Source organism: Segatella intestinalis (assembly GCF_029348455.1).
GTDB lineage: Bacteria > Bacteroidota > Bacteroidia > Bacteroidales > Bacteroidaceae > Prevotella.
The window spans coordinates 1-15,194 of the sequence record NZ_JARJVV010000021.1 but is presented as its reverse complement, the minus strand read 5'-3'; the positions used below and the strand labels follow the sequence as shown (position 1 = coordinate 15,194).

Here is a 15,194-nt window from a genome sequence, read left to right as displayed (position 1 = left end):
CAAGGTCGGCATACCTGTTCATCATGCAGACAAGCCACTTATATTTCTATGAGTGTTCTTCGTCCTGACAATTCAATGGGCTTGACGGCGCAGTCTGTCCCATCATAGAGGAAAGTACCCTACCCTCTTGATAAATTCACAAACAGAAATACAAGACAAAATATTTACATTAATTATTAATAACAAAACGTGTATGAAAAAGAAACAATTACACAAACCGAAATGGCTCGTCACGATGCTGCTGCTCGTGATGTCTATTCTCATGCCTTATGAGGGGGCATGGGCACAAACACCAACGCCGCCTGCCAAAGGTAATGGCTCAGTAGACAAACCTTATGAGATATCATCAGCTGCCGAACTGGCGTGGTTCCGCGACTATGTGAACAATGAATCTCAATATGTTTCAGCCACGCTGACTGAAGATATTGACTTGTCAGAGTTCTGCCATGCGGCTGATGCCGCCACGAATACAGAAGAGCTCAGCTGGGATCCTATCGGTAATGGCAGGATGTATTGTGGAACGTTCGACGGCAACGGGAAGACGATTCGCAATCTATACATCAATAGCACCATTATGTATAAAGGTTTCTTCGGCTATGCTAATGGTGGCAGTATTAAGAACATCACTTTCGACAATGCGAAGGTGAAGAACACTCATTATAATGGTACAGGAATATTGACAGGAGTTTTTGAGAAATGTACTATTGAAAACATCAAGACCTTGGCAAACTGTTCGGTAGAAGGAACTGAAAATACAGGCGGAATTGCAGGAATAGGAGTGGGCAACATCAGCAACTGCGAAAACCGTGCAATGGTGAATGGTACAACTAATGTAGGAGGTATTGTAGGCAACTCTTCCGACAATACCATCTCTTCATGCGCCAATTACGGTGCTGTAACAGGAACGGAATGCAATGTTGGAGGCATGGTCGGATTTTTTATCTCAGGAACCATTCAGAACTGCGCCAACTATGGCGATATATCGGGGGCTGACTGTGTCGGAAACCAGATAGGATATGCTAGTATATGCAATCTGAACAATGTGCTTGGCATTGGAAATGTTACTGCGACAACTTCTCAATCAGGTCTCCTTGCTGGAGTAATCTGGGATTCTTCCAGCACCGCCGCTGGCATCTTGGCATACAACAGCAGTGCAAAACTTACGATTAATGGAATTGAGCAGACTGGTGATGCCGTCAAGGCTATCGGAATAAGTTCATTATCATCTACAGGATGGATAAAGGCATTTACTGCAGAACAGTTGAAGAGTGGATTGGTTGCTTTTTTACTCCAGGGAAATGCCTCAGAAAGTGCAAAATGGGGACAAAAACTGAACACAGACGATTATCCTTTACTTAACTCTGCGGATAAGGTGTATTCGGATAGTCCTATAACCATGAAATGCTCAGGCGAGTTGGAAGGCACAGGTACATTTACCAACACAAAGCCAGCACAGGAGGGCACATTCACGATGCAGCATGGCAATAATATCATACATCACGAATCAGTGGATGTTACTTGCACAGTAGATGGCACAATTGAATATTGGGAATGTGATGTTTGCAATGAGACTTACTTAGATGAAAAATTGACACAACCAGTAGGTAACATTATCAAGGAGGCTGCCACTGGTCACAACTATGATGAGAAAGACAAGTGCACGAAGTGCCAGAAAGAAATTCAGTTCGTTAAATTGGGCAACAATAACATAACGATCGAAAAGGTATTTGGTACGAGGAAGAAAATCAGCGGTTACAATCTTTATAAATTTACAGCTCCAGAAGAGGGAACATTGCTGGTAACGGCAGACAGCCACGGCGAAGACACCTATGGCGCCCTATGGGACAGCCGCACGGCTAAATACTTGATTAAAAAAGGTGATGGTAATGGTGACGACTTCAAAATCACCTACGAAGTAAAGAAAGGCACCACTTATTATATCGGTGCCAGAGAGTATGATGGCGATGCCATCGAAGGCAACGTCACGCTCTATGTAAATTTGATAAGTAATCAACTACCTGCAGGCGTGACTGGTAAAGGAACCGAGGCGGAACCTTTCATACTGAAGACGGCAGAGCATCTGGAGTGGTTCCGTGACTACGTGAATGTAGGTAAGTCAAGTGCCTGCGCAAAGATTGCCGATGATGTGGAAGAAATTGATATGAGCACTGTATGCCATAAGGCTGATGCCGAAAAGCAGGTAGCAGAGCTCAACTGGACTCCTATCGGTAACTATTCTAAGCAGTATCAAGGAACGTTCGACGGCAACGGGAAGACGATCCGTAATCTCTTCATCAGCTCCACCTCTGATGAAATTGGTTTCTTTGGCTATGCTGCTGATTGCCGCATCAAGAACATCACTTTCGACAATGCGAAGGTGAAGGGCAATGATAATTGTAGTACTGGTATTTTGGCAGGATGTGCAGGTTCTTGTGTGATTGAAAATATCAAGACCACAGGAAACTGTTCGGTAGAAGGAAAATATGAGACTGGCGGAATAGCAGGAAGAGCTAATGGCAACATCAGCAACTGCGAAAACCATGCAATAGTGAAGGGTTTACATTCTGTTGGTGGTATTGTAGGTATCTGCTTCGATTCAGAAAATTCCATCACTTCATGCGCCAATTATGGTGAGATAACAGGCACGGAGGATTTCGTAGGAGGTATAATTGGATATTTTGGTGAAGGAAGCCTCCAGAACAGTGCCAATAATGGCAATATTACGGGAGATGCTCGCGTCGGAAACTTGATAGGATATGCTAATATATGCAATATTAACAATGTGTTGGGTATTGGCAATATTACAGCTAACTATGCAGATTGTAATGGTCTCATTGTCGGATACATTGCAGATGCTTCCAGCTCTGCTTCTGGTATCTTGGCATACAACAGCAGTGCTAAGATGACCATCGATGGAACGGAACTGACGGGTGATGCAGTCGTGGCTATCGGAAGTGGCTCATTGACCTATCCTGAAGGTAAGAATGAAGCAGACGTGATTAAGGCATTCACCCCTGAGCAGCTGAAGAGCGGTGAAGTGGCTTACCTGCTCAATGGAAGCAAATCAGAAGGCGAACTGGCGTGGTACCAGAAACTCGGCACAGATGCTTATCCTGTATTGACAGCTGCTGAGGGCAATACAGTATATCATGGATCATTCCGTTACTGCGACAATACAACTTCCTCATATAGCAACAGCTCTTCTGAGAATGAATTGGTTCACGTAGCATCTGCCACCTTGGCCAGTCCTGAGCATGACGCCGACGAGCATATCTACAACATGGGCTGCCGCAACGAGAAATGCTCAGCGCACAAGTATGTAGCCGACAAGGCTGGAAACATCGTGGTGACAAAGGATGCAAACAACAAGTTTGTGGCTACAGAAGACCTGACACTCGCCGACGGCGAGGACTTCAAGGACTATGAGGCGTTCACCTCCAAGACCATCTCTTACAGCCGCAATATCCCTGAGGGCGCAGCCTGGGGAACACTCTGCTTGCCTTTCGCCATCGACCTGAGCCAGGAAGCAGAATGTGACTTCTATCGTCTCACAGGCATTGATGCGGCTAAGGAATGCATCACCATAGAGAGTTGCGAAGAGGGCGTAATCCCTGCCGGCACTCCTGTGCTCTTCAAGATGAAGGAGGGCGAGACGGTGCTCAGCCTCTCTGCTGTCGGTGCCGACATCGCTACTGCCCCGCTGTCAGGAAACCGCACCGATGTCAACCTCGTAGGTTCGTTCGTTCAGATCAGTGGTGAGAATCTTGCGGCAAGCGACTACGTCATTGGCGAGGACCAGTTCTGCCGCGTCAGCGACTTGCACGACGCCACTATCCTACCGATGCGTGCATACCTCCATCCATCCGACGCATCACTTACGTTAGCTGCGAAACTGAGCATCGGAAAGAACGATGGCAGCACTGCCATTGACCACCTCAACGCCATCAGCCGTGATGCCGACGCTGAATACTACGATGCAAGTGGTCGTCGCACCCATGGTCTGCAGAAGGGTCTGAACATCGTGAAGCGAGGCGGCAAGACGTATAAGATAATGGTTAAGTAAGTTTCGCAAAGGCGAAAGCAAAGCCTGATATATCAAAAAAAGGTCTATATGCCACGATGAAAAGTGGTGTATAGACCTTTTATTATATACGAAAGTTGAGTAAATTACGTTTTTTACTGTCACTGTAGCTAATGCGGTGTTTAGCCTTGACTTTTGGATAGATTTAACTGTTGTTAGCCTTGACTTTTGGATAAAATTAACTATTGTTTGCCTTGACTTTTGGAGAAAAATAGTATCTTTGCAGCGGCTGGAACTTGGAAAAGTGGCAAAAAATGCCCTAAAAAGGGTTGGAAAAGCTCCTTTTTCAGTCTAAAATAGGTTGGAAAAGTTCCGTAAACCTATAAAATATGGTTAGAAAAAGTAATACATATATGCTTAACAGAAAGATATACAGCTATTTACGCAATTTCTTCGTAACAGAAAAAAAAGCGCTTCTCATTTCAGGTGCTCGTCAGGTAGGTAAGACTTTTGCAATCCGAAAAATTGGAGAGGAATGCTTTGCAGATGTAGTGGAGTTCAATTTCCTCAATAATCCTAAGTATAGGGAGGCATTTAAGTCTCCTTCTGATGCTAAGGAAATCCTCTTGCGCCTTTCTGCCTTGGCAGAGAAGAAACTTACTCCAGGTAATACACTTGTTTTCTTTGATGAGGTGCAGGAATGTCCGGAGATAGTTACTGCCATCAAATTCTTGGTAGAAGACGGTAGCTATCGCTATGTGATGAGTGGATCGTTGTTAGGGGTAGAGTTGAAGGACATCCGCAGTGTACCTGTTGGCTATATGGCAGAGAAAGAGATGTTTCCTCTCGATTTTGAGGAATTTGCAGAAGCAGTAGGCATGAGCACAGGAGTAATGACCCATGTCAAGGAGTGCTATGAGCAATGCAAGGTAGTGGACGAGGTTGTGCATAATAAGCTGAATGACCTCATTCATCTTTATCTCATCATAGGAGGAATGCCTGAGGCTGTCCAAAAGTATATTAATACGAATAATTTACAGATAGTACGTGAGGCACAACGAGAAATCATGCACCTCTACGGAAAGGATATAGCCAAGTATGACCCGAAGAACAAGCTGTATATCAAAGATATTTTCGATTTAATACCTTCAGAACTGAATGCCAAGAACAAGCGTTTTATTTTGAAGGCATTAAATGAAAAGGCGAAGTTTGGGCGTTACAGAAATTCTTTCTTATGGCTATCTGATGCCGGCGTAGCACTCCCAACTTATAATGTAGAAGAACCTCGTTTGCCTTTAAAACTCGGTGAACAGCGCAATTTGTTTAAGTTGTTCATGAACGATGTGGGGTTGTTGGCAAGTCAGTATGCTGCCAACATAGCGATAGACTTACTTACGGGTACAACAGAAATCAACAATGGAGCCATTTATGAGAATTTTGCAGCGCAAGAATTACGTGCTCACGGATACAATCTTTATTATTTCAATAATAAGAAGCAGGGGGAACTGGACTTTGTAATAGAAGACAGAGGTAAGATTTTGCCGATAGAAATTAAGTCGGGCAAGGATTATAAACGTCATAATGCACTCTCTAATGTGATGAACAATGAGGAGTATGCTATCCCTCGCGCCATAGTTTTTTCAAATGGCAATGTTCAGGTCGTAGGCAAGATTCTCTATTACCCTATCTATATGTTGATGTATCTTCAACCCGAAATGATAAAGAAACCTATATTCAGGTTTGAACCAATTTAGGCTTTTATTACTTTTAAATTGATGATAGCGCAGAAAAAAGGTCTATATGCCACGATGAAAAGTGGTGTATAGACCTTTTATTATATGCGAAAGTTGAGTAAATGACGTTTTTTACTGTCTTGAAGTGTACTCAGTTAATAATTCATTCCGAAGTACCAGAGAGGGATGATGATTCCATGCCCCGTCTCGATATCGTCTTTTACGATACGTCCGTTTTTTACATCCTCTATCTGCTTCTTACCTTTCTTCCTTCCGCCAATCTCAAAGGTATAGTCACCAATGGTAAAGTCGGAAATCCTGGAGGAAATAACATCCTGTTTTTCTCTCATCTGATTGTAGAAGAAAGTTTCCCTTATGTTTCCAATATTGGGATTAGGGTTGAGTACAGACATCAGGCTTGGGTTATCGACATAGACTTTTTCTACCTTTCCAAGATTGCGCATTCCCGAAGTATCATCTCTGAGCAGACCTATCATTCCTGCACGTTCCAGATAGACCAGATAATCAGGAACATTGTTCTTGCTTACCCCGATTTCTGTGGCAAGGTTCTCTAAGCTTGGCTTGTAGGGAGCCAACCCGGAAAGAATAACGAGCATGCGCTTTAGCTTGCGTGCTGTTGAGGCTCTCATATCGGCATATTGCGGAATGTCAACTTCTACCGTCTGGTCTATCACCTGCAGCATTCTTTGCGTAAAATCTCCCTCTATGGCAAATGGGTAATAGCCATGGTCGAGGTACGCTCTGAAAATTGGCAATGGATGTTCCACTCCCGGAATCTCTACCTGTTGATTGAGTATTTCGTCGAGACTGAAAACTCTGGTCTTGATTCCTTCAAAAAGTTGCAGGTATTCCCTGAACGACAAGCCTTGCATCATATACATCAGTGCCCGGCGGCTCAGATCTGCTTCTCCCTTCTTGATGTCCAATACCGATGAACCGGTAAAGATAAGGTTCAGGGATGGGTGCATGTCGTAAATTTGCTTCAGTTCATTGCTCCATCCGGCATACTTGTGAATTTCATCTATATAAAGATGTGTACCACCCTCCTTAATAAACTCGTCGGCGAAGTCAACCAAGGAATGATTTGAAAAATAGATATTATCGGCCGACACATACAGGTGATGGCCTTCCTTGGATAGCTTGATGCGCTGTAGTATCATGGTGGATTTTCCAACGCCTCTCGGCCCCACAATACCTATTAATCGTCCTTTCCAGTTGATTTCATCATATTTATATCTGATGAAATCAAGCGGAGTACGTTTCAGCAGCTCCGCCATGTATTCATATAGTTTATTGTCTATCATATCTTTCTTTTAGATGAATATCATTTAAAACTGCAGCAAAGATACAAATAATCCCTCAATGAGGGATGGATTCTTCAGAAAAGTTCCCTCAATGAGGGATGAATTTAATCATTTTTATCCCTCATTGAGGGATTTTTACGCATATTATGGCGAAATTTGCATGGGATGATCATCGGAAAACACAGCAAATTACTCCCGAAATCTGCCAATTTGCGTTTGGGCAAGCAGAAAATTTGACAAACAAATGGGAAAATATGCAAAAATCATGAAGAAAAACACAAAATCGATGTAAAAGAAAATGAAAAAACATATGGGCACCATGCCCAAAACATTGGAACGGAGGCAAAAAACAGGCTTTTTTTGTGGCCCAAATCGGGGGTGGGCAAAAATGGGCACCTCACCTTTTTAGGCTAAAATCCATCTTTTACAAAAATGCGAAAAAACAGAATTTACTACCCTTTTTGAACAGTTATTACTACCAAAACTGCTGCCGTGCCGATTCATTTCAACATTTATATATAAACAACGCGAGAAAAGTGAGATAAAGTATTGATAATAAGGGGGAACGGATGGGTTTTGCCCGCATTTTTGTCCACATTTATAAGGATTGTTCCAATTGGGTGGCAAAACGGCAGAATGGCAAAACACCTCCCAATGTGTATAAAAAACCTTTATTTTCTTAACGGATTTAACAATAGTGCACGTCATAGAGGTGCACCGAGTATTCAAAAAAAAATGTCGAACTTTGCAATCGAAATATAAACAACAAAGTAATGCCCAAAAAGGAAGAAATAGAACAAGTTCTGGCACTGTCCGAAGAGAAGAAGCAAATGCTGAGATGCATCTACCATTATTACCATAAATGGCAGGACTTCTACACAAGGCAAAGACAAAAATACAAAATAACCAACCAGGACTTAATGGAAGAAGGTCATTTCAGCAGTCATACCTTGAAACGTCTTAATGACGCGATTTACTCGCAGGACTTACAAAATCGGCTCAGACTAAGTATTATCAGGATCCTGAAATACAGAGACGAGGAGGAACGGACAAAGCATTCGAAACGCGACCATGTGAAGAGCCTGGTTGACGAATTCAATGAAAGCTATTCCAAGTTTGACAGAAAAATGACGCTCTGTGACAACGAACAGCTTATAAAAGCTCTCGCCATTTTCAGCAACGAGCAGAAAAAAGGCACCCTCTACCGCAAGGCCGAAATACTGTACCAATACGAAATGAATACGAAATAATAAATCCCCTAAAAATCACATAAACTTTTAAACAATCAAAACAATGGAAACAACCAACAATCTTCCATCGCTGTTTCGTTCGCTACGCACGAGTTGTCACAGTCCACTCATCAGTACCACAGAACTGGAAAGACTCATCCTCCATGACAAGGCATTGGAAAACGACACAAAAGGCTATCGAGAGGCAATAAACATCGATAGAAATGAAGCACGCAACAAAAAGCGGAGACTGCCCGCCATTTGCCCTTCCATCCAGTTCAGGCGGACAGGACGAAAGCTCGAGGACTTCGGATGCGCCACGGGATGGCTCATGCTCGACTACGACCACGTCGCAGGAATCGTGCTCGACGAGAAAGTGGAGCTCGCCTCCAAGTCGCCCTACTCCATGGTGGTGTATCGCACCATCAGCGGAAAGGGACTACGCATCCTCCTACGCTACGAACGGCCCAAGGGATGCACCCTCACCGTCACCGAACTGCACCATCTCGCCGTCGACAAAGCCATCTCCATCTACGACGACCTGCTGCACATCTCTGCCGACCAACAGTGCAAGGACATGGTGAGGCTCTGCGGACTCGCCCACGACGCGAAAGCCTACTTCTGCTGGGACTCCAAGCCCCTCACCTTCACCCCCGACGAGGTGAACTGGTTCTATCAACACGTGGTGCTGAAGGAACAGGAGAAAGAGGAGGCAGCCGACAAAGCCGTCAGGAAAAATGCCGAGAAGAACCGCGCCAAGAGCAACGCCACCAAGGGAGGCACTCCCACCTTCGAAGCCATCATACAGCGGGTGGAGGACCATGCCAGGAACTGGCGGGTGCAGTTTCAGCCCGGCAGCCACCACGAATACTGCATGCGGTTTGCAGGATTCTGCCACAGCTACGGTGCCGACAAGGAGCAGCTGCTCAACTGGATGCTGCAGCAGTATGGCAGCCAGTACGACGGCATCAAGAGCATCGTAGACTGGATGTACAAGCACCCCGCCAACTTCGGTTGCTGGCACCTCTATGCCCCCGGCGAACGATACAAGCGCACCCCCGACGTCAAAGACGTGAGGCAGTGGCTCAGCACCCGACTCGAGCTGCGCCGAAACACCATCACCGACAAGACCGAGATGCGAGGACTCGACATCCAGAACACCAGCTACTTCCGCTGGACCATCGTCGACGACCCCATCGAAAACTCCATCTTCTCGTGGATGGATCTCGACGGACTGAAGATCCCCATCAACCTGCTGGACATCGTGCTGAACAGCGACTTCGTGAGACGATACAATCCACTGACCGAATTTCTCGAGAGCCTGCCCGAATGGAAGGAGGGCGACCCCGACTACATCGGTGAGCTGAGCCGGCGCGTGGTGGTGAAGAACTACCCCACCCACTTCCACACCCAGCAGGAGTTCACCGAGATGTTCCGCAAGTGGATCGTAGGCATGGTGGCGTGTTGGGTATCCCCGAGGGTGGTCAACGAGATGGTGCTCATCCTCGTGGGCAAGGGCGGACTCTACAAGACCTCCTTCTTCCAGTACCTGCTGCCTCCCGAGCTGCGCCAGTATTACGCCAACGACTCCACCGCCGACTACAACAACAAGGACTTCCTGGAGCTGTGTGCCAGCAAGGCTCTCATCTGTCTCGACGAGTTTGAGACGCCCATGGGCAAGAACCTCAGCGCCTTCAAGAGCATCGTCACCAAGCCCACCATCACCCTGCGACGTCCCTATGCCCGCTACAGCTCTCAGTTGCTCCACAACGCCTCGCTCTGCGGCACGAGCAACAACATCCACATCATCAGCGAACAAGAGACACGCCGCTACCTCGTATGGGAGGTGGAACGCATTCAGAGTCCTCGCGAGACACCCATCGACTACCGCCATCTCTATGCCCAGGCCCTGGCGCTGGGACAGAAGGTGATGAAGGAGAAAACGCTCTCTGCCGCATCCGATGGCGAGGAGGAGCCTTGGGTGTACTGGCTCACGCCGAAGGACATCAGTCACCTGGAGGTGCACAACCGCCTCTTCATCGTGAACAACTACATGGAGGAGCTGATCCAGAAATACTACCGTGTCCCCAACCCCGACTCCGACATCCACTCCCCCAACCTGAAGTTCGTGACGAGTGCCGAGATCCTCGAACACATCGCCGGCAACCCGGTGTTCCGTCCCTCCTTCTCTACCCGCAACGTGGGCGACGTGATGACCCACCTGGGGTACAGCAAGACGCGGCGCAACAACTCCCATGGGTGGTGGGTGGTGGAGAAAGAGGGAGTCACCATTGCTGCCGACTCCCGCTTCATTGAGAACAAAGATGAATTGTGATTCTCCCTCCGCTTCTCTCTGATGGTGAAGCGGAGATTCCTCTGCTCTCTGCTGTGCTGCTCCCCCTGCTGTGTGGTTTTGGCGCTCGTGGGAGCGAATGCGATGTTCGCCACGTTCGCTCCCAGGATTCTCTGGTTCGCTCACACGATCGCTGCTTTCGCTCCCAGGAATGCTGGTTTCGCTCTGTGGATTTTTTCGAAAACCCACCAGTCCCTCTTTACCATTAATGAGGGATTTTTTCGAAAACCCACCAGTCCTCCCTTTACCAATAAAGAGTTTTTTTCGAAAATCCACCTAGATTTCCTTAACATTAATGAGGGATTTTTCGAAAACCCACCAGTCCTCCCTTACCCTTAAGGGAGGCTCCACCGCTTTCCCCAAGCCCCTTTCCCCTCAGGGGACAGGGGATGTGCCAACCGCCCTACTCGGTGCTCAAACCGCTTCGCTATAAGGTTGGCGGACCATCAGAGGTCTTCGCCAGCAGCAGAGCTGCATTTTGCGGTATGCGACCGCATGGACACGAATTGCTTAGGGGCTGCGAAAGCCCAGAAGCCCATAGCAGCTCGCCCTGATGGCCAAGAAGCTCACAGAAGCAGCACGCCCTGATGGTCAAGAAGCCCTTAGCGGCAGCGCCCTGAAGGTCAAAAAAACTCACAGAAGCAGCACGCCCTGATGGTCAAGAAGCCCTTAGCAGCACGCCCTGAAGGGGCAGAAGCTCTTAGCCCAGGGCATCGCCCTGGGTATAATAGCAATCGGCAAGGCGCCCTGAACCAACGGTCACCGGCGCATAGCGGAAAGGTAAAGGGCAAAAGCTTTAAAATTCATCTAACTCAACTTTCGCAAATAGGGAAGTTTAAGAAGTTAAAGCCATATGCTTTACAGCTAAATATACAAACAATAAGGCTGTTGTCTTAACTCCCTTAACTCCCTTAACTCCTGAACATCTCCCTTAACTCCTTTAACTCCTGAACATCTCCTTTACCTCCCAAAAAAATAAACAAAAACCATTAATAAAAATGCAACTCAGACTATACGAAAAAGCAGAGCTCGCTCTGCTCTACTTCCCCCATTCGACCCCCAAGGTCGCAGTCAACCGACTTTCACGTTGGATCAAGAACATCCCCGAACTCTACGTCGCACTGCAACGGTGCAACGTAGGGAAGAACTCTCATTTCTACAGCCGTCAGCAAGTAGATCTCATCTTTCAGTACCTTGATGAACCCTGAAGCATGCTGTAGCAGCTCATGCTGCTACAGCTCTTTGCAAAGAACTGTCCGAAACTACTCCCGTCTTTCTTCCCTTGCCATAAGGATTTTTTCTAAAAAACCACCAGTCATACATTACCGTAATTTTTTTTCGAAAACCCACCAGTCCTCCCTTACCCTTAAGGGAGGGTCCACCGCTTTCCCCAAGCCCCTTTCCCCTCAGGGGACAGGGGATGTGCCAACCGCCCTACTCGGTGCTCAAACCGCTTCGCTATAAGGTTGGCGGACCATCAGAGGTCTTCGCCAGCAGTAGAGCTGCGGTTTGCGGTATGCGACCGCATGGACACGAATCGCTTAGGGGCTGTTGTCTTAACTCCTTTAACTTCTGAACATATGAAACTTGAGTGAATTACTTATGCAGCTTTGCCAAATTCATATATGCTATTCAACCTTCATAATTGCCATGCAAAGGGTGATTTTTGTATTTTGCAGGTAATTGTTCTCCTTTCATTAAAATAGTCACAACTTCCTCAAACAAAGACTTGTCATATCCTCGTTTGATACACTTCTTGTACGATTTCTTAAATCTTCCAGAGAGTTGTAACTTATACATTTTTAAGCTTCTAAATAGTTCATCATTTCCTCTAATGTGTCGAAGTTTTTCACGTTTCCCTTCTTAACATCAAGAATGGCCTTGTCCAACTCTGTATTGGAAGTTTCAGAGTTTACAGTACTGGTTTTCCATCCCATCCTGTTAGCCAATTCCTTCAAAAACTGAATGTCTGAACTCGGAAGTTGTAAATTGACCGATTGTATTGTTACATCCATAATAAAATCTTTTTTATTGCTGCAAAAATACGATTTCTTTTCTGAAAAAGCAAAGAATCTCTGCATTTTTTTACTCCACTTTTGCAAATGGGGAGATTTTCAGGAGGTTTTGTATTGTCATAGCATCATCAAACAGCCCCTAAGCATCTACCAAACAGTCCCTAAGCATCTACCAGGCTGCCCCTAAGCATCAACCAGGCTGCCCCTAAGCATCAACCATGCAGCCCCTAAGCATCTACCATGCAACCCCTAAGCAAATCCTTGAGTGAAAGCGGGTTTATCCCCGCACAAAAAACCGCAGCTCCGCTGCTGGCGAAGACCTCTGATGGTCCGCCAACCATAGAATGAAATGGTTACGAGCGACGAGGAGGAGCGGTTTCCTCTTCTTCCCTGAGGGGAGAAGACCGAGATGAGAGGTGGACCCTCCCTTAAGGGTAAGGGAGGACTGGTGGGTTTTCGAAAAAAACTCATTAATGTTAAGGAAATCCAGGTAGGTTTTCGAAAAAGCTTCGAGCAAGCACCAAGCAGCCCGTAAGCGATTTGTATCCATGCGGTCGCATACCGCAAAATGCAGCTCCGCTGCTGGCGAGACCTCTGATGGTCCGCCAACCTTATAGCGAAGCGGTTTGAGCACCGAGTAGGGCGGTTGGCACATCCCCTGTCCCCTGAGGGGAAAGGGGCTTGGGGAAAGAGGTGGAGCCCTCTTTAATGGTAAAGAGGGACGGGGTGATTTTAGAAAAGAATTCATTAATACTAAGGAAATCCAGGTGAGTTAAGAGAAATCCCCTTTACAATCAATTGCGAAATGATGCAATCAAAAAGCATCATTTCGCATCATTTGGCACCATTTCTCATGACATGTTTTATTTGGCATCATTGCCAAATAAAATCATCGTATCTTTGCATTGTCATTCAGAGAGAATGAACTTAGTGCACTCAAGTAATACATTAACCAAAATCTAAAAGAACTATGATTCTCTACAAGTTAGTAAAAAACAACAACAAAAAGTTTCCAGGAACGTACGGCAAGTACTATGCCCGTCCTGCAGTCACCGCAACCATCAGCATCGACCAACTCGCCGAGCACATGTCGAGCCACAACACACCCTTCTCGGCAGGAGCCGTACGCGGCATCCTCACCGACATGGTGAAGTGCGTCAAGGAACTCGTCCTCAGCGGCTACTCCGTGAAGATCGACGACCTCGCCATATTCTCCATTGGCATCCGACCCAAGAAGGGAGCCGACACGAAGGAATCCTTCACCGTGGCAAAGAACATAGAGGGTGTCAAGCTCCGTGCCCGTGCCACAGGCAAGCTCACCAACAGCCGTCTTGACCTCGACGCCACCCTCAAGGATGCAGCCGACATCCTCGTCACCTCTTCCACCACGAAGCCTGGCGGCACCACAGGCGGAGGCACCACTACCCCATCCGGCGGCTCAGGCAGCAACCCATCAGGAGGCACAGGCAGCAACCCTTCAGGCGGCGAGAATACCGGCGGCGAAGGAGAGTAATGTCTTAACTCCTTAACTCCCTTAACTCCTGAAAATTCTCCTCGAAAAAACATTAACCATTAAAAAAATTAAACCATTATGAAAAAAGAAACATTAAAAAACATCATCAACTTCGTCATCACCGTTCTCACCGCCATTGCCGGCGCCTTCTGCGTCACCAGCTGCGGCAGAATGTAGACGAACCACCTCATCGTTTGTTAACCAAAAAAATCTAACGACTATGCAAAATCACCGTAACATCTCTCTCATCGTGCTGCATTGCAGCGCGACGAGAGTCACCCAGAGTTTCACCATCGAGCAGCTCGAAGCCTGCCATAAAGCCCGTGGCTATAGCAGCATCGGCTATCACTACTACATCACCCGCGACGGCACCCTCTACCCCTGCCGACCCGAGAACGAAGTAGGCGCCCACGCCCTCCACTTCAACAAGAACAGCATAGGCATCTGCTACGAAGGCGGACTCGATGCCAAGGGTCGTCCTGCCGACACCCGCACCGAAGCTCAGAAGATCACCATGGAAGAATTGCTCCGCAGCCTCTGCGTCGACTTCCCCGATGCCGAGATCCTCGGTCACTGCGACCTCCCCGGCGTCCGCAAGGCCTGTCCCTGTTTCGACACCCGCAAATGGCTCAAGGAGATCCATTTCCACATCTGAAACTCCTTAACTCCCTTACTCAAGTTTCGCAAGTGGTTTAAGTACGGGCTGAAGGCCCAAAAGCTCTTAGCCCAGGGCATCGCCCTGGGTTTTTTATGGTCGCAAACCTGGCGCCCTGTAAGGGCAAAAGCTTTACATACCGCAACTGATTTACCATTTTTATTATGTGTATTTTAAAGCTTTTGCCCTTACAGGGCGCATTGCTGACTGACCTCATACCCAGGGCGATGCCCTGGGCTAAGAGCTTCTGCCCCTTCTATTATATTTGCACTTGGAAAAATAAAGAGGTAAAAATCTTTATATCTGCAAATTATTGTTAACTTTGCAGGAAAATAGATAAGTACAATAAA

At 46.8% G+C, this 15,194-nt stretch carries 12 protein-coding genes; 8 read left to right on the top strand and 4 right to left on the bottom strand.

The annotated features are described in order from the left end of the window. Positions 1 to 193 precede the first annotated feature (193 nt). Positions 194 to 4,063 carry a hypothetical protein gene (locus P3T48_RS12815; protein WP_276506929.1) on the top strand — a complete coding sequence of 1,290 codons (3,870 nt, stop codon included), beginning with the start codon at positions 194 to 196 and terminating at the stop codon, positions 4,061 to 4,063. Between the two features lie 371 nt (positions 4,064 to 4,434). Beyond that, positions 4,435 to 5,775, top strand: coding sequence for an ATP-binding protein (locus tag P3T48_RS12810; RefSeq protein ID WP_276506928.1), 1,341 nt, complete (start codon positions 4,435 to 4,437; stop codon positions 5,773 to 5,775). Positions 5,776 to 5,909: 134 nt separating this feature from the next. Here P3T48_RS12810 and P3T48_RS12805 read toward each other — a convergent pair whose 3' ends face one another. Further along, positions 5,910 to 7,079, bottom strand: a complete 1,170-nt coding sequence (locus P3T48_RS12805) for an ATP-binding protein (RefSeq protein WP_276506927.1) — start codon at positions 7,077 to 7,079, stop codon at positions 5,910 to 5,912. A gap of 773 nt (positions 7,080 to 7,852) precedes the next feature. On the opposite strand from P3T48_RS12805, the gene P3T48_RS12800 reads away from it, so the two are divergent. Beyond that, positions 7,853 to 8,329: a hypothetical protein gene (locus tag P3T48_RS12800; protein ID WP_276506926.1), complete on the top strand. Its 477-nt coding sequence runs from the start codon at positions 7,853 to 7,855 to the stop codon at positions 8,327 to 8,329. A 43-nt stretch (positions 8,330 to 8,372) separates the two neighbouring features. Further along, on the top strand, positions 8,373 to 10,643 hold the full coding sequence (locus P3T48_RS12795; RefSeq protein ID WP_276506925.1) for a VapE domain-containing protein: 2,271 nt from the start codon (positions 8,373 to 8,375) through the stop codon (positions 10,641 to 10,643). 445 nt (positions 10,644 to 11,088) lie between these two features. Here the strand turns inward: P3T48_RS12795 and P3T48_RS12790 are convergent, their stop codons facing one another. Continuing rightward, entirely contained in the window at positions 11,089 to 11,298 is a 210-nt protein-coding gene (locus P3T48_RS12790; protein ID WP_276506924.1) for a hypothetical protein, read from the bottom strand. A 361-nt stretch (positions 11,299 to 11,659) separates the two neighbouring features. Here P3T48_RS12790 and P3T48_RS12785 point away from each other — a divergent pair, with 361 nt between their 5' ends. After that, positions 11,660 to 11,869: a DUF4248 domain-containing protein gene (locus P3T48_RS12785; protein ID WP_276506923.1), complete on the top strand. Its 210-nt coding sequence runs from the start codon at positions 11,660 to 11,662 to the stop codon at positions 11,867 to 11,869. Between the two features lie 424 nt (positions 11,870 to 12,293). Here the strand turns inward: P3T48_RS12785 and P3T48_RS14435 are convergent, their stop codons facing one another. Together P3T48_RS14435 and P3T48_RS12780 are read right to left on the bottom strand one after the other, a co-directional pair. After that, a complete protein-coding gene (locus P3T48_RS14435) occupies positions 12,294 to 12,461 on the bottom strand; it encodes a type II toxin-antitoxin system YafQ family toxin (RefSeq protein ID WP_367614985.1) in 168 nt (55 codons plus the stop codon). Positions 12,462 to 12,463: 2 nt separating this feature from the next. Further along, positions 12,464 to 12,676 (bottom strand): hypothetical protein, encoded by a 213-nt coding sequence (locus tag P3T48_RS12780; RefSeq protein WP_276506922.1) that lies wholly within the window; start codon positions 12,674 to 12,676, stop codon positions 12,464 to 12,466. A 970-nt stretch (positions 12,677 to 13,646) separates the two neighbouring features. Between P3T48_RS12780 and P3T48_RS12775 the strand changes: the two genes are divergently transcribed. From P3T48_RS12775 to P3T48_RS12765, 3 genes are all read left to right on the top strand, one after another. Beyond that, on the top strand, positions 13,647 to 14,189 hold the full coding sequence (locus P3T48_RS12775) for an HU family DNA-binding protein (RefSeq protein WP_276506921.1): 543 nt from the start codon (positions 13,647 to 13,649) through the stop codon (positions 14,187 to 14,189). Between the two features lie 78 nt (positions 14,190 to 14,267). Beyond that, positions 14,268 to 14,366: a smalltalk protein gene (locus P3T48_RS12770; RefSeq protein ID WP_158462255.1), complete on the top strand. Its 99-nt coding sequence runs from the start codon at positions 14,268 to 14,270 to the stop codon at positions 14,364 to 14,366. Between the two features lie 43 nt (positions 14,367 to 14,409). Continuing rightward, entirely contained in the window at positions 14,410 to 14,844 is a 435-nt protein-coding gene (locus tag P3T48_RS12765; RefSeq protein ID WP_276506920.1) for an N-acetylmuramoyl-L-alanine amidase, read from the top strand. The last annotated feature ends 350 nt before the right edge of the window (positions 14,845 to 15,194 follow it).